Origin of the sequence: Paenibacillus endophyticus (genome assembly GCF_014192395.1) — a bacterium.
GTDB lineage: Bacteria > Bacillota > Bacilli > Paenibacillales > Paenibacillaceae > Pristimantibacillus > Pristimantibacillus endophyticus.
The window spans coordinates 64,295-80,727 of record NZ_JACHXW010000014.1 but is presented as its reverse complement, the minus strand read 5'-3'; the positions used below and the strand labels follow the sequence as shown (position 1 = coordinate 80,727).

The window sequence follows — 16,433 nt, the reverse complement described above, 5'->3', positions numbered from 1 at the left end:
ACACGATTCCTGTAAACAACTTGTCTAAAGTACAAGCGGCGTTCTCGATTAGCGAGAACCGGTCAGGGATACGTGCGTCGATTTGGGGACTTGCGATATAGCAATCAGCAGCGATACATAAGAGATGTTTACCCGTGATAAAGCGGCGTGACACATCCTTATTTCCGTTTACCTGATATTCCCCTGCGTATTCGACCGTGTGCCGCTGGCCACGGTTTTTTAATATGTCTTTCGAAACGGGGAATGTAAATTGATGCTATTAAAAGTTAAACAGATAAATAAAGAATGGAACGGCCATTTGTTGTTCGAGAATATAAGCTTTGAAGTGAAGGAGAATGAGCGGCTTGCGCTGTTCGGACGAAACGGCGCTGGAAAGACGACGCTGCTGAAGGGGTTGACGGGCAGGCTTAAGTTCGATGGGGGCGAAGTGCAGCGGCTTCTTCCGCTAGAGGAATGGGGTTGGTTGGATCAGCAGGCACAGCACGATTCGGCGCTCACACTGCAGGAATTCGTGCAAGCGGGATCGGATGAGCTGTTCGGATTAAAGCAAGCGATGGAGGAGCTTACGATCCAGATGCAAGGCGGTGATAACAGCGAGCTGCAGCTTGGCCGCTATAGTGAGTTGTTCGAGAGGTATGTACAGCTTGACGGTTACAGCTGGGAGATAAAGGTCGAGAGATGTTTAACCCGCTTAAGCTTCGAGCGTGCGTTATGGGGCCAAACGTTCCAGCAGTTAAGCGGAGGCCAGAAAACGAAAGCCCAGCTGGCAGCGCTCATGGTCAGGGAGCCAAAGCTTGTCCTGCTGGATGAACCGACGAATCATTTGGATGCAGAAGCACTGGATGCACTCGAACAATGGGTGATGAGCTACGGGGGAACGATCGTCTATGTTTCGCATGATCGGACGTTTATCGACCGAACGGCTACGTCTGTCTTAGAGCTTGGGCAGCATGCCTGCAGACGTTATCCAGGAGGATACGCCGATTACAAGAAACAGAAGGAATTGGAGCTGAAGACGCAGGAAGCGCTGCAAAAGAAACAGGAGCAGGAGCGGGAGAAGCTTGTCGAGAGCATTCGGATGTATGCGGAATGGTTTCAGCAGGCTCATAAGGCAGCCGGGCAAAATGATTTTCTTCGGTCGAAATCAAAGAAAAACGTATCTCGATTGCATGCGAAGGAATCCGCGCTCGAACGCCTGGGCAGCAACAAAGTGCAGGTAAGCCGTGGGGAGACTCAGCTTCGCATGCAGCTTGATTCGGATGAATTCTCAGCTGCGACGCTTCTTCGAATGGATGCTGTAGGCTTTGCTTACGAAGGGCAGAATCCTTTGTTCAGGCAGCTAAGCCTTTCTGTCAATAAGGGCGACCGTCTAGCCGTGCTAGGGTCGAACGGAGCAGGCAAATCAACGCTGCTGAAGCTCGCGACAGGCAAGCTGAAGCCGGACACGGGCGAGGTCATTCTTAACCCGCAGGCCAAGATCGGTTATTTCGAGCAGGAGCTTGAGCAGCTTGACCACAAGATGACGATTTTGGAGAGCTTGCTGCAGCTGCCGGATATGACGCAAACCTATGCAAGAACGATCTTAGGCTGTTTTTTGTTCTCGAAGGATGATGTATTTAAATGCATTGGAGATTTGAGCATGGGCGAGAAGTGCAGAGTAGCGTTCCTTAAGCTGTACTTCAGCAAAGCTAACTTGCTTGTACTCGATGAGCCCACGAACTATTTGGATATCGAAACGCGAGAGCAGGTAGAGGAGGCGCTTTTGCAATATCACGGGGCCGTGCTGCTCGTGACGCATGACCGCTACTTGATTCGGCAAGCGGCAAATCGCCTGCTGATCCTGAGCGGCGATCAAGCGCCTAGATGCTTCCCGGGAACTTATGAGGAATATTTGTCTAAGGATCGCAGCCGCATCATGTCTCCGGAGGAGCAGACGATCCAAAATGAGAAGGAGATACTAATGTTGAGATTATCGCAGCTAATGGGCAGCGCGCAGCCGGAAGGGCAGGAGGAGCAAGAGACGCTTTTGCGAGAATTACGCGGAATTCGCCTGCAAATAGCCAATCTTTCGAATGAGGCCTAACTGCATACGAAAAAATAACACAGTGAAAATTGAAACTAATGCAGACAAATGAACGTTTTAACATTTATGGGAATCTTTGAAGGACGTGGTAATCTGCAACACACAACTGGAAAAACGGCATTGGTCGTATTTATATTGCTGCTTACGTTGGTTGGCTGCGGGGGACAAGAGCGGGGTAAAAACCAGCAAGCTGCAGTCAATGAAACGGAGGATGTAATAGACAAGCACGGGGATGTGAGGAATGGCGAGTTGCTGGACGATTTTGTAGATGGGGATAGGGTTCAGGTTCGTGTAGTCCGTTACACGACGGAGGGCGACCCGCTCTTCTATGCACTCTCGAAGCTGGAGGCAGGGATTGAAGTCCGTTATGACACTTCGCAGGATAAATTTGGATCGTCGACGGTAAAGACTTATACCTGTGATTCTCTGCAGAAAAAACAAGCGAACAATGGTTATGCTTTTGAGATGATTGGATGCGGGGGAGTAGGCAAAAGAATTACGCTCCTTGAAATCCGTAATTAATTGAGGGTTTATGCGGAAGTAAAGGGAAAGAAGGTTCAAGGCCCCTTTACTTCAGCATGAAATAAAGATGGTCGACAGCATGCATGGCATATTCCAAGCGAATGGGTTCGCCTTCCTCAAGCAATGCCAAGCAGGGTACGCTGGTTATTTTCCATTTGTCCCTTAGATGCGGGGCGTAATTGATATTAAGCTTATATAGCGGCACCGATATGCCAGTCAATTCAGCAATTTCAAGCATGCGCTCTCCAATCGCACAGGTTCCGCACAGCGGTGTGAAGAAATAAATGGCCGTTCTACGGCTATCGGATTGCAGGAGGTCCAACAAGGATGCTTCATTGATTTCACGGATTGCCATCGTAATGCTCCTTCATAACGGTATAAAAGTAATTTACTCGATTCGCGTCTCCTGCACAAGGAAAATAGATACTCGGAATGGAAGGTGAATGCAGTGAAAATTGCGAGAAGATTGATTGTCTGGGGTATCGCAGCGCTGATCGTTTGCCTGTGGTGCCTCACTTTTACTTCAGCTGAATGGACGATTCGCCGCACGATACTGGAGAGTCTCCAGCCGATTAACAGCTTGAAAGCGAACATAGTGAAAACGGAAGTCGTTGATGCGAAATATGGAAATCTCTATGCTGTAGAGGGATATATGAATAGGGCGACTGGAGACGAGCTAGGTGTCGTTTATGTTAAGAAGCGAGGAGCAATCTGGGTTGTGTCGAGCAAAGGGACGGGTCCGTGACGACTGCATGCATGAAGGGGGAATCAAAACGCTGGAGAAGGCTGTTTCTGTGAAACGGCGCAGCGGAAAAATTTCGGAATGAGCTGGCGGTTATGTATCGTTGAGTCTAGTTTTTCGATAGGACGATCGATAATAAAAATAAGCCATTGATGAGCAGCAAGGCAGCAAAAATGAGACTGGTTTTATTCTTTTTTATGAATTCCATTCGAACACCCCGCGTCTTCGTATTTACTTCTTTAATTATCTCGTTAATGGGCTCATTTTTCCACCTTTTTTTTGTAAAAAAAGTGTTCTGCAACCGTATCATTCATTATGCTTACTTGATTTAGACACAAACAACGCGGCATTCACATCATTTTGTTTCTTTATTTGTAGGAATTTGTAATTGGGCAGGCAATTGTTATAAAATTAAATTAGCATGTACCTGCAGGCAACCAGCAAGGCTGCTCCGTTTATTTCAAGCATCGTTGCCACAAAGAAAAGGGATTATTCAGCTTTTGTAGAATAATGTAACGTTCACACTTTTTTTTTTGGAACTTGCTTGTCGAATGGGCGTATAGCAACTGTAGAGTACTTGAGTTTAGATATGCTATCGAATCATGATTAAGTAGTGAACCATTTGGAAAGGGGGTGCAAAGACAATGGCAATCTCTCTCGTAAAAGGCCAGAAGATAGATTTAACCAAAGGAAATGCTGGACTTAGCAAGGTGATCGTAGGTTTAGGCTGGGACCCTGCCGAGGTAAAGGGCGGATTTTTCGGAATGAAGAAAGCTGCGAACGTTGACTGTGACGCTTCAGCGCTTTTGTTGGACGAAAAAGGAAAGCTTAGCGGCGAGCGTAATCTCGTATGCTTCTACAACAAGCAGAGCGGTGATGGCTCGGTCGTTCACACGGGCGACAACATCACAGGCGAAGGCGATGGCGATGATGAGCAAATTATCGTACAGCTGGACAAGGTACCTGCGCATATCCACAAGATTCTTTGCGTGGTAAACATCTACGAATGCGAATCCAGACGTCAGGATTTTGGAATGATTAAATCAGCGTTCATTCGTATCGTTAACCCTGTTAACAACCAAGAGCTTATTCGCTTTAACTTGACGGATAATTACTCGGGCAAAACAGCTTTGGTTGTGGGTGAGCTTTACCGGAACAGCGGTGAATGGAAGTTTAGCGCAATTGGGGAAGGCACTCATGCTCCTCATGTTGATATTCTTGCTCGTCAATACCAATAATTATATTGAGAAAAGAGGGCATTTAAAATGGCAATCAGCTTATCCAAAGGTCAAAAAATCGATCTTACGAAAACAAACCCGGGTCTATCGAAAATTACGGTTGGTCTAGGCTGGGATACTAATAAATATGACGGCGGGAAAGACTTCGACCTTGATGCATCGGTATTTTGCTTGAATGCAGAAGGCAAAGTAGGATCCGATTCGGATTTCATTTTCTACAACAACCCTAAAAACAGCAACGGTTCAGTCGTTCACACTGGCGATAACCGTACTGGAGCGGGCGATGGCGACGATGAGCAAGTAAGCGTTGAACTTGGCGCAGTTCCAGCTGAGACAGATAAAATTGCTTTTGGTATCACCATTCATGATGCACAAGCGCGCAGCCAAAATTTCGGACAGGTTTCCAATGCATTCGTTCGTATCGTGGACGAGCAAAGTGGAACAGAGCTTATCCGTTATGATTTGGGCGAAGATTTTTCCGTTGAAACAGCGGTTATCGTAGGCGAGCTTTACCGTCATTCCGGCGAGTGGAAGTTCAGCGCGGTAGGAAGCGGCTTCCAAGATGGACTAGCTGGCCTTGCACGCAACTACGGTCTTTCGACTAACTAATGTGCTTTTAGCAACAACCCGTAAAGGGTCGCCTGTGGCGGCCCTTTTTTGAAATGACAATTGTCCGTATCAGCCATTCGAACCTAGCTATATTCAAGGAGGAGTAAACGATGTCCATTAATCTTTCCAAGGGACAACGGATTGACCTTACCAAAACCAATCCAGGGCTTACAAAGGTTATTCTCGGTCTCGGCTGGGATACGAATAAGTATACTGGCGGCGGTGAAATTGATCTGGATGCAAGTGCATTTCTACTGCACCAGGATGGCAAGGCCAGGGATGAAAAGGATTTTGTTTTCTACAATGCCTTGATTGCCTATAATGGTGCCGTTGAGCATACAGGCGACAACCGGACCGGCGAAGGCGACGGGGATGACGAGCAAATTAAAATTGATTTCGCCAAAGTTCCTTCTCAGATTGATCGGATCGGAATTACGGTTACGATTCATGATGCTGAAACCAAGCACCAAAATTTTGGTCAGATCTCGAATGCTTTTGTTCGCTTAGTAGACGAGGCTACGGGAAGAGAAGTGCTGCGTTATGATTTGGGAGAAGATTTCTCCGTGGAGACGGCAATCGTCTTCTGCGAATTGTATCGCCATGGATTGGATTGGAAATTCCAAGCGATTGGATCGGGATTCTCGGGTGGACTCGCTGCGCTTTGCCGCAATTACGGACTATCGGTCTAATAAGAATGAAGCTTAGGGTGGCAGGGTGAGCAGTGGTCACCCTATTCTATTATTACTGGAAGGCGGTCAGCGCATGGAGCTGTCACTAATGAAAGGCCAGAAAGCAGATATTACCAAAAACAACCCATCTTTTAAAAACCTTATCGTTGGAATGGGATGGAATAGCGCGGCAGGCGTGGATGTTGACTTCTCTGCTTTTTTGCTGCGTGCAGACGGAAAAGCAGCTGGAGACCAGGATTTGATATTTTACGGAAACCCAAAGGAAACAACCGGTTCAATCGTACTCGCAGGCGATAACAAACGCAGCTTGGCAGGGAAGATTGATCAGGAACAAGTGATGATACGCATTAATGATGTACCTCAAGCGATTGAACGTATTTCCTTTACGCTAACCCTCTACGATGGGGAAGCAAAAAAACAAAGTTTTTCTAGCATAAATGATGCGTATATTCGCATAATTGACGAAGGAACAGGACGCGAAATATTGCGGTATGAACTTGGAAAAAACTTCTCTATCGAAACTGCGATTGTCGTAGGAGATTTATATAGATATAATGGCGAATGGAAGTTTAATGCGATTGGATCCGGATATTCCGGCGGACTGGCTGCACTTTGCAGCAGCTTCGGGATTGAAGTGAAGGCTGAGACGCCTTCGCCTGCGCAGGTGAAATCGCCAGAGCCAGTCAAGCCGCCGATTATTCCGCCTAAACCGCCGGAGCCAATCGTGTCCGAGCCGAAGGCGGCTCCAATTAGCCTTAGCAAGATTTCATTAACGAAGCGCGGCGACGTCATTAATTTACAGAAAGGCGCCGGCTCCCTTGGTGAGATCGTTGTTAATTTGAATTGGAATCAAAAGAAAGCCTCTACCGGATTTTTCGGAAGATCAAGCGGCGTCGATCTGGATGTGGGCTGCTTGTACGAGCTGAAAAATGGCATGAAGGGCTCCGTACAGGCGTTAGGCAATAGTTTTGGAGACCTTTCTAGGGCGCCATACGTTTCACTTGATGGGGATGATCGGACAGGCTCAATCCAAACAGGTGAAAATCTTAGAATAAATGGCAATAAAATATCAGAAATTAAAAGGATTGTCATCTACGCATATATTTACGAAGGTGCTACCAACTGGGCGGAAGCAGCAGGCGTTGTTACCATCAGCCAAGCAGGCGGTCCTGAAATCGAGGTGAGAATGGACGAGCATAACAATCGCAAGGGTATGTGTGCGATTGCGATGGTCGAGAATGTAAATGACCAAACCTTTAGTATTCAGCGGCTCGTACAGTATTTCTCGGGACATAAGGATCTCGATGAGGCGTTTAACTGGGGTCTAAGATGGGTACAAGGAAGCAAATAATGCTAATGCCGGAGGTTTTTTAGAATGGTTGATTTTTTTCAGAGCATCATACAAAATTTTGGTGAATTTTTTCACTGGGACAATTTATCGGTCGTATTCACCAACCCGACGAACTGGGGAATCATTGCGACGCTGGTCCTTCTAGAAGGATTGCTCTCGGCGGATAATGCATTGGTGCTGGCAGTTATGGTTAAGCATTTGCCTAAGGAGCAGCAGAAGCGTGCGTTGTTCTACGGGATTATCGGAGCGTACATCTTCCGGTTCATCGCGATTGGCGTCGGTGTTTATCTCGTGCAAATTACGTGGATTAAAGTCGCGGGCGGATTGTATTTATTGTGGATTGCGCTTAGCAACCTATTCCATCTTGAATTCAAGCTTGCTCGCGTTGGCGGAATTAAACTTATTCCCTACATCGGCAAAAAAGGAAATGAAGAAGAAGAAACGGTTCAGAACAAAGGGTACGGCTTCTGGCGTACCGTACTTGCCGTTGAAATCATGGACATCGCGTTCAGTATCGATAGCGTGCTTGCTGCATTTGGCGTAAGCGAAGAGGTTTGGGTATTGTTCCTCGGAGGTATTCTAGGCGTACTTATGATGCGCGGCGTGGCTCAAGTATTTCTCAAGCTTATCGATAAGTTTCCCGAGCTGGAGAAAGCAGCCTTCATCCTGATTATTTTGATCGCTGCTAAGATGATCGCAGGAGCATACGATTTCCATGTGCCGCATGCGCTGTTCTTCGGTGTCATTATTGCAGTATTTGGCGGTACGCTTATTTTCAGCGCAGTACGTAACAAAAGAGGCTCGAAAGCCGTCTAGTAAAGCAAATATACAGATTATCGAAATATCCCTCAATGGAACGCGAGGGATATTTTTTCACTCTCAGCTTATTTTACCAAAATTTTAGGAGGGATCACTTTGAGGTATTTCAACTATCTTACCAATGAAGAAGAGCAGAGTTTCTTTTATTCCCTCCCTACTCATTTCAATAATGATGCTGACAAAGAAATTATTGCTCACGCGATTGGCGCGGCTCTTTATATGCCAGCGACCAAGGTTAATATAGCAGATGATTTGGTAGCCGATAAACACGAGGGACTCGTGTCTATGGTGATAGACCTTGAAGATGCAGTAGGCGATAATCAACTCGAATATGCTGAAGAGAATCTGAAAGCAACGCTATTGACGATCGGAAGATATCTATCGATAGGGCTGCTGCGCGTAAATGAAATTCCGCTTATTTTTATCAGAGTTCGCTCCGTAGACCAGCTAAAGCACCTGTTGCCTTGTTTTGGCGAGGAAATTCAACATGTTACAGGCATCGTATTTCCGAAATTTAATATCGAATCAGGCAGAGGTTATTTAAGCTTGCTCGCAGAGTACAATAGACGCAATCTAATGACTAGCTCCACGCTGTACGGCATGCCTATTCTAGAGAGTTCCGATGTGATCTACCGCGAGAAGCGGATCGAGACGCTGATGGAGATATCGGCGCTGCTGAATGAATATAAGGAATATGTGCTCAACGTTAGGATTGGAGCTACTGATTTCTCCAGCCTTTTTGGGCTTCGCAGAAGTCCCGACCATACCATCTACGACATCGCAGTTATTCGTGATTGCATCGCGGATATTGTCAACGTGTTCGGTCGGATGGATAACCACTATGTTATATCCGGTCCAGTATGGGAATATTTCAAGAGCGACCGCGTGTTTAAACCGCAGCTAAGGCAAACGCCGTTCGAAGAAAGCATGGGCAAGCATGGCCGCATTTTACGCATGGATTATATTAATAAATATGTAGACGGACTTATACGTGAAGTTGCAATGGATAAGGAAAATGGCATTATTGGGAAAACGATCATCCATCCTACGCATATTAAGCCTGTACAATCGATGTTGGTCGTTACACATGAGGAATACATGGACGCCCTGCATATTATGGAGAACGGCCAAGGCGACTTAGGTGTTATGAAAAGCCGCTATTCGAATAAAATGAATGAGTTTAAGCCGCATATGACATGGGCCAAGCGCATATTGATCAGATCGAACATATATGGGGTGCTAAATGAAAACCAGAATTTCACCTGCCTACTCGCAGAAGAACGGGAAACCGCAATCGTTTAATATTATTGGAGATTTAGAGGTTACGATCCAGGTGACGGGCAACGCCTTTGATATTCCGCTGGAGCAGCTCTTCCAGATGGCAGCCCGTATTAACAAAAAACGAAGCTTTCTGTTCGTAAGCAAGGTGCTTGGCAAGCATATTCCGGTAAGGCCTCATGTCTCCCTGCTGTCGGGAGCAGCGCTCGGACTGTTGTATCAGCAGTTTAAGGGAAGAGATCTGCCTGTACGAATTGAAGAGCTTCTGGAAGCGTTCGAGGCACCTGAGACCGCGGGAGATATTTATGGGCGCATGAAGAAGCGCAAAATGGCGGTAAACGAGAAAACGTTGTTTATCGGCTTTGCAGAAACGGCAACGGCGCTTGGCCACAGTATGTTCGATATGTTTGAAGGAGAAGCCTCATTCTTGCATACTACTCGTGAGAGCATCGCTTATATGAACTCCTGCATCGATTTCGAGGAAGAACACTCACATGCGACAACCCATCGTTGTTATGCGCTTGATCCTGCCATCTTTCAAGAAGCCGAAACGATTGTATTAGTAGATGATGAGATGACAACGGGCAAAACGGCGGTCAATATTATTCATGATCTGCATGCAAGATACGGGAAAAAAGATTATATCGTTGCAAGCCTGCTGGACTGGCGTTCAGATGAAGACATTCAGCGCTTCAGTGAGCTGGAGGACGAGCTTGGCGTGGAGGTTCATTGCCTTTCTTTGATAACGGGACAAATCGTTGTATCCGGAACGCCTATCGAGAGCGCGGGAGAGGCTGAAGGACTGCTTAAATCCATTCAGGCTCCGGATATTAACGTGCTGTACGCAAATCACCGTTTCGCAGCCCTGGCTTCGAGAAATGGCGAGGTTTCCTATGTGCAGCACACGGGAAGATTCGGTTTAACATCAGAGGAGAGCTGCCTGCTTGACCGTGAGGTGGAGGAAGCAGCCGCTTTCCTGCGCGAGTATCACACTGGCGGCAAGACGCTCTGCATGGGAACCGGTGAGTTCATGTACATTCCGATGCGGATAGCTGCCGAGCTTGGCGGGAACACATGGTACCAATCCAGTACGCGCAGCCCAATTCACCCGAGTTCCAATAGCAGCTATGCGGTTCGATCCGCATACCGTTTTGCCTCGCCTGAGCATGCTGATGTCATGAATTTCATGTACAATATTCCGCATGGTTCGTATGATGAGATGTTTCTATTCATGGAACGAGAGATTGCGTCTGAGCAAATGGCAGAGCTTCAGCAGGTACTGATCTCCCTTGGGATACCTCGCGTTCATATCGTTTATTTTAGCCGGAAATGCCTAGAATCTCCTGCCCCAATTGGCAGCTATAACAAAGAGGACGTTACCTTTCTGTTAAAGGATCTGAGTGATATAGCTTTGGAGCAGCGGACGGAGGACCGGGAAGCCGCTATGCAGTCCGGCGGTCATTATTCAGAGAGCCTGCCGATCGAATATCAGCCAAGTGCCGCATATATTCAGCTGTTTCACGATGCGCTGAGCGGTTCTGCGAGCCGGATCGCCGAAGCGATAGGAATCGTATCCGAGCGGATTATACAAAGGCGCGGCTTCGACGTCGTCCTTGCGTCCTTGGCTAGAGGCGGAACCCCGATAGGCGTATTAATAAAACGCTATATCAAGCAGGTGTATGGCAGAGATATTCCGCATTACAGCCTATCGATTATAAGAGGCAAAGGTATCGACGAGAATGCGCTGCTATACATGAATCAGAATCATCCTAGTCAGCGTGTGCAATTCGTAGACGGCTGGACAGGGAAGGGCGCTATTACGAAGGTACTCATTGCAGCTTGCAGCCAAATGAAACGCAAATATGGCATTGATCTTAGCGCTGATCTTGCCGTGCTTGCGGATCCAGGGCATTGCGCAGCACTGTTCGGTACGAGGGATGATTTCCTTATCCCAAGTGCATGCCTGAACGCAACCGTATCCGGCTTAATCAGTCGAACCGTCCTGCGGAGCGATCTGATCGGAGCTAATGATTTCCATGGAGCGAAGTACTACAAGGAATGGGACAAAGCTGATTTATCCCATGCGTTCGTAGATACAGTATCCGCGTATTTCGATCAAACGGTTGATATATCCAAAGCCGAAGCGCTGAGAATGGAAGCAAGTCCGGCGCTTCATGAAGTCAATTGGCAGGGAGTGCAGGATATTACTCGTATCCAGAGCGAGTTTGCGGTCAGCGATATTAATTTCATCAAGCCTGGCGTAGGCGAGACGACACGCGTTCTTCTGCGCAGAGTGCCTTGGAAAATTCTTGTTGACCGACTGGACAACCCTAATGTAGAGCATATCTTATTGCTTGCTAAGGATCGCGGTGTGCCGGTTGAAGAATACCCGCATATGACCTACTCGTGCTGCGGCATTATTAAAGCGCTCAAGGGGGATGCGGAATGATCTTTGCAAGCGACTTGGATCAAACGTTAATCTATTCGGTAAGATCCAAAGGTGAAATCGAGCTTGAGGACATGCTTCCCGTAGAGCTGTATGAAGGCAGATACATTTCATATATGACAAAGCCCGCATTGCAAAAGCTCACGGAGCTCGCGGGGATGATGGCTTTCGTTCCCGTGACAACGCGCATACCGGAACAATACAACCGTATATTCGGCATCAGGGAGACATTTAATCCTCCCTTTGTGATTGTGAGCAATGGCGGTACGGTGCTCAAAGACGGTGAAGTTGACCAGGAATGGCAGAGCGTCGTACGCGGCGCCGTGAAGCAGCATTGTGCAGGTCATACGGAGATAGCTGAACTTTTTGCCAAAATCTCCTCATCTCATTGGGTGAAATCAAATGATCTATGCGATGAGCTGTTTTATTCTATCGTGGTGGAAAGGGACCGCTTGCCGCATGAAGAGCTGGAATCTCTGAGACGGCAGCTGGCACCGCTCGGCTGGAGTTATTCGCTCCAGGGACGGAAAATTTATTTGGTGCCCGAGAAAGTGAGCAAGGGAGCAGCCATTCAGTACGTAAAGGAAAAGCTGGGGGCTACCTACGTATATGCGGCCGGAGACAGCCTGTTGGATGAAAGCTTGCTGCTTGCGGCGGACTACGCTCTATCTCCTGTGCATGGGGAGCTCGGCCGCTTCTATTCGGAGCATCCACATATCCGGTTTACAGAAGCGAGAGGCGCGCTTGCCTCCGAGGAGCTGCTTGCAGCGATCCTTGAGCATGCGAGACGGTCATAAACATAGAAGCGGCAAGTACTTAATGAATCGGAAGAAGGAATGATGAGATGACACGCGTGTATATGAATCGTTGGTTTTCGGTCGCATACCACTATATTAATATGATTCGGGACAATCCGGACGGGGAGGCTTTTGAGTTTTACGGCACCCATCCTGATATTAATCATATGTCTTTGCTAGCTTCGGACCACATGGGAACAGAGCCGGAAGTTTTCGGGCGAGAGTATGTCGACTTTTGCGTAAATTTTTGCAGAAGCAATGAAATCGATATATTTATCCCGCGCTTGCACATGGAAGAAATATCGCGATATGCGCATCTATTTGATGAGATTGGCACGAAGGTAATGGTATGCCGCGATATTGAACTGCTGGATGCAATGATCGAGAAGGATAAGTTTTTTGAGGCGCTGCACGGCAAGGATTTGGTGACGATTCCCGACTACCGTGTAGCTACAACTGCGGAAGAGTTTAAGCTGGCCTATGAGGAGCTTACCGCTGCAGGCCACAAGGTATGCTTCAAGCCGACGAAATCAGAGGGGGGAATGGGCTTTCGGATTATTGACAATGAGCGCGACCCCCTTCAGGATATTTACGGCTACGTGACCTTGTCGACGACTTTCGAACAAGCGTATGACACTTTCTCGTTGACGGACCGTTTCGAGCCGATCATGGTGATGGAGCTGCTGGAAGGAACGGAATACAGCATTGATTGCGTGGCAACTGCGGAGGGAGAGCTGCTGGCAGCGATTCCGCGCCGCAAATCGACCGGACGTACCTATCTGCTTGAGGAATCGCCTGAGCTGCTGGATATCGCGAATCGGATTGCGGCAAGCCTGCGCATTCCTTATGCGTTCAATATTCAAGTGAAATACAACAACGACGTTCCAAAGCTGCTGGAGATTAACCCGCGCATGTCAGGCGGGCTGTACATCACCTGCTTGTCAGGCGTAAACATGCCATACTTGGCGGTTCAAACGCTGCAAGGCAAAACAATCGTTCCACCGACGCCTCAATTCGGCATACAGGCCGGTTATGTCGAGCAGCCTTTGTTGATGCCAAATAAATAACGTATAAGAAGAAGGGGCAGCCGTCCCTTCTTTTTTTATGACAGGTATGCGTTGAGTATATAGGATGGACTATTCGACTATAGGAAATACAGGCGGACTCATATGGTTATATACTTGCGAACTGTTTTAAAGCGTCACCGTAACGTGTACTATATAGAATATAAATTGATATAGCTTAGGAAACTTACCTAGCTGCGAGGAGCTGCAAAAGCATGGCGGATGACCCCCGCGATTCCTTCATTACCCAACAGGCCTATGAAATCGCCGCTTTGCGTTCCCAGATAGAAGAACTTAAGCGAAGCGAGCGACGGCACCGTATGTTGACAGAGGTATCTCCGAATTGGATTGCCCTCATCAAGCCTGGTGAGAACACCACTATAAACTATTCATCTCCAAGCTGTCGGAGCCTGCTGGGTTATGAACCCGAAGAGATGATCGGAATGAACTGCATGTCTCTTATGCATCCAGAAGACCGAGACAACGTCCGGGAATTCTTGTTCGATAAGGATACTGAAGGGCGTATCTTGAAATCTCGCTGCCTCCATAAGGACGGACAATATAAGTGGGTGGAATTTTCTATCCGGTATTTGTTTGATGATCAAGGCAATCCGGGAGAAATAATCGCTATTTCGCGGGACATTACGGATACGATCCACGCAGATAAGCTTGTTCAGGAGAGCGAGCAGCGGTACAAATCTTTGTTCGACCACAACCCGGCTGCCGTATATTCGATGAATTTGGACGGCGATTACCTTACGGCTAATGCGAATCTAGAGAAGATTACCGGATACAAGCTGGAGGAATTGATAGGCATGTACTGGGGTCCAATCGTGCATCCGAAAGATTTGCATAAGACCCTTTACCATTTTAATTTGGCCAAACAGGGCGAGCCGCAAAGCTACGATCTCACCATCATCCACAAAAGCGGTCACCTTGTAGAAATCAATTCTACGAATGTGCCTATTATTGTGAACGGTGAGATCGTCGGCGTGTATGGCATTACGGTTGACATTACGGAACGTCAGCGTTATCTGGAACATATCGAGAATCTCAGCGGTCAAAACAAGCTGATATTAGACTCCGTTTCCGAAGGCATTCTCGGCACGGACTCTTTTGGAAAAGCGATGTTTCTGAATCCCGCCGGTGAAGAGATGCTGGGATTCAAGGAGGAAGAGAACGAACATGCAGGCCGCTCTCTGCCGACCGATGATCATCCGTTGGTTCAGGCCATTCGGGAAGGGAGGCCGCATTACAATTCGGAAGCGATATTCTGGCGCAATGATGGCTCAACATTTTTGGCGGAATATCATGCGGCACCGCTGTGGGACAAAGGCGAGCTGAAAGGATCGGTCGTTGTTTTCCGCGACATTACGGGGGAGAAGGAAATCCTGCGTGCCAAGGAGTCTGCGGAAAAAGCGGATCGGGCGAAATCAGAATTTCTAGCCATGATGAGCCATGAGATACGTACTCCGATGAACGGAATTATCGGAATGACGGAGCTTCTAATCGAAACAGAGCTATTGGAAGAGCAGCGCGTATATGCAGCAACGATTAAAGAGAGCGGCTACGCCCTGCTCCGGATACTGAACGAAATGCTTGACTTCAGCCAGATTGAAGCGGGCAAGCTGGATCTACATCAGGAGGACATCCAATTGGCGCCGCTGCTTCAAAGTGCCATAGAGCTTTTCTCGCCCCGTGCATCGAGTCAAGGCATTAAGCTGTCATTCCGGCTGGAGGAGCATATCCCGTCCACCCTGATCGGCGATGGGAGCAGGCTGCGTCAGATTCTGGTGAACCTCATCGGTAACGCGGTTAAATTCACAAATCAAGGAAAGGTATCACTCTCCGTAGAGATGCTATCGACCCGAAATCCGAACGAGTGCTTATTGCAGTTCCTTGTAACGGATACGGGCATTGGAATTCCAGATGACAAGCTCGACCTTCTCTTCCAGTCCTTTTCTCAGCTGCATCCCGCGATGAACCGAAAATACGGGGGAACCGGGCTAGGCCTTGCGATATCGAAGAAGCTGGTGGAGCTGATGGGCGGTGCAATCGGAGTGAAAAGCCGCGAAAATGAGGGTTCTACCTTCTGCTTCACGCTGCCATTCCGGACAATTCAAAAAGAAACGGTTCAGGAGCCATTGTCACCTCTGAACGGAATCGAGACCAGCAATAAGCCGGCCATTCTTTCTAAGGTGAATGAGGGGCCGTTGAACATCCTGATCGCAGATGATGATGCAGTCAACCGTTTCTTGCTGACCACTCTGCTGCGCAAATTAGGGTATGAGCCGAAGTGGGCTCAGGATGGTGACGAAACTGTAAAGGCCGTCACACTGGAGGATTTCGATATCGTGTTTATGGACTTGCAAATGCCTGGAAAGAACGGATTGGAAGCTGCGGCTACCATTCGGCAGCTGCAAGGGAAAACGAAGCGTCCAGTTATAGTGGCAGTAACGGCATTGGCTCGGAAGGAAGACCGAGACCTTTGCCTGGCTTCCGGCATGGACGATTACATCTGCAAACCATTGGGAGCGAATGAAGTAAAACGTGTGTTAAAGCATTGGGCGTGATGGAAGAAAGCTTGGTAGTGTATGGGGGGAAATGTGCTGCATACGATCTAGTGTTTAACCACGATAACAATCTGCCCTTTCATAAGAGAGGTTCAGCCTGAGCTACTTGGCTGAACCTCTTTTCATTTGAATGGAGAGGATACGGTTAGGCTAATGGTTTCAATATACCTTGTATTACGATGTACATTGCTTTACAATTTAAATGAATGATTTTGGAGGTGT

14 protein-coding genes and 1 pseudogene are annotated in these 16,433 nt (G+C 47.7%); 14 read left to right on the top strand and 1 reads right to left on the bottom strand.

Annotated features, from left to right (window positions below):
- The first annotated feature begins 253 nt into the window (after positions 1-253).
- Both abc-f and FHS16_RS20610 read left to right on the top strand, forming a co-directional pair.
- Positions 254-2,083, top strand: a complete 1,830-nt coding sequence (gene abc-f, locus FHS16_RS20615) for a ribosomal protection-like ABC-F family protein (RefSeq protein WP_183567234.1) — start codon at positions 254-256, stop codon at positions 2,081-2,083.
- 120 nt (positions 2,084-2,203) lie between these two features.
- Positions 2,204-2,605 carry a DUF4362 domain-containing protein gene (locus FHS16_RS20610; protein ID WP_183567053.1) on the top strand — a complete coding sequence of 134 codons (402 nt, stop codon included), beginning with the start codon at positions 2,204-2,206 and terminating at the stop codon, positions 2,603-2,605.
- A gap of 46 nt (positions 2,606-2,651) precedes the next feature.
- On the opposite strand, the gene FHS16_RS20605 is transcribed toward FHS16_RS20610, so the two are convergent.
- Complete coding sequence (locus tag FHS16_RS20605; RefSeq protein ID WP_183567051.1) at positions 2,652-2,960, bottom strand: thioredoxin family protein; 309 nt, start codon at positions 2,958-2,960, stop codon at positions 2,652-2,654.
- 93 nt (positions 2,961-3,053) lie between these two features.
- Here FHS16_RS20605 and FHS16_RS20600 point away from each other — a divergent pair, with 93 nt between their 5' ends.
- From FHS16_RS20600 to FHS16_RS20550, 12 genes and pseudogenes are all read left to right on the top strand, one after another.
- Positions 3,054-3,350: a YjcN family protein gene (locus FHS16_RS20600; protein WP_183567048.1), complete on the top strand. Its 297-nt coding sequence runs from the start codon at positions 3,054-3,056 to the stop codon at positions 3,348-3,350.
- A 641-nt stretch (positions 3,351-3,991) separates the two neighbouring features.
- Positions 3,992-4,585, top strand: a complete 594-nt coding sequence (locus FHS16_RS20595) for a TerD family protein (protein ID WP_183567045.1) — start codon at positions 3,992-3,994, stop codon at positions 4,583-4,585.
- A 27-nt stretch (positions 4,586-4,612) separates the two neighbouring features.
- The gene (locus tag FHS16_RS20590; protein WP_183567042.1) at positions 4,613-5,194 is read left to right on the top strand and encodes a TerD family protein; all 582 of its coding nucleotides are present in this window, start codon (positions 4,613-4,615) and stop codon (positions 5,192-5,194) included.
- A gap of 110 nt (positions 5,195-5,304) precedes the next feature.
- Positions 5,305-5,883 carry a TerD family protein gene (locus FHS16_RS20585; RefSeq protein ID WP_183567039.1) on the top strand — a complete coding sequence of 193 codons (579 nt, stop codon included), beginning with the start codon at positions 5,305-5,307 and terminating at the stop codon, positions 5,881-5,883.
- A 73-nt stretch (positions 5,884-5,956) separates the two neighbouring features.
- A complete protein-coding gene (locus FHS16_RS20580; protein WP_183567036.1) occupies positions 5,957-7,234 on the top strand; it encodes a TerD family protein in 1,278 nt (425 codons plus the stop codon).
- A 24-nt stretch (positions 7,235-7,258) separates the two neighbouring features.
- A complete protein-coding gene (locus FHS16_RS20575) occupies positions 7,259-8,050 on the top strand; it encodes a MeeY/MeeF family manganese export membrane protein (protein WP_183567033.1) in 792 nt (263 codons plus the stop codon).
- A gap of 99 nt (positions 8,051-8,149) precedes the next feature.
- A complete protein-coding gene (locus FHS16_RS20570; protein WP_183567030.1) occupies positions 8,150-9,355 on the top strand; it encodes an HpcH/HpaI aldolase/citrate lyase family protein in 1,206 nt (401 codons plus the stop codon).
- A pseudogene (locus tag FHS16_RS31905) lies at positions 9,297-10,601 on the top strand (phosphoribosyltransferase family protein); the annotation flags it as partial. The gene FHS16_RS20570 and the pseudogene FHS16_RS31905, both read left to right, overlap by 59 nt.
- Entirely contained in the window at positions 10,590-11,780 is a 1,191-nt protein-coding gene (locus tag FHS16_RS31900) for a cysteine protease StiP family protein (protein ID WP_376769690.1), read from the top strand. The pseudogene FHS16_RS31905 and the gene FHS16_RS31900, both read left to right, overlap by 12 nt.
- Complete coding sequence (locus FHS16_RS20560; protein WP_183567024.1) at positions 11,777-12,574, top strand: HAD family hydrolase; 798 nt, start codon at positions 11,777-11,779, stop codon at positions 12,572-12,574. The genes FHS16_RS31900 and FHS16_RS20560 overlap by 4 nt, the downstream gene beginning before the upstream one ends.
- Positions 12,575-12,621: 47 nt before the next feature.
- Positions 12,622-13,641 (top strand): ATP-grasp domain-containing protein, encoded by a 1,020-nt coding sequence (locus FHS16_RS20555; protein WP_183567021.1) that lies wholly within the window; start codon positions 12,622-12,624, stop codon positions 13,639-13,641.
- Between the two features lie 212 nt (positions 13,642-13,853).
- Positions 13,854-16,211 carry a PAS domain-containing hybrid sensor histidine kinase/response regulator gene (locus FHS16_RS20550; protein ID WP_183567018.1) on the top strand — a complete coding sequence of 786 codons (2,358 nt, stop codon included), beginning with the start codon at positions 13,854-13,856 and terminating at the stop codon, positions 16,209-16,211.
- Positions 16,212-16,433 lie beyond the last annotated feature (222 nt).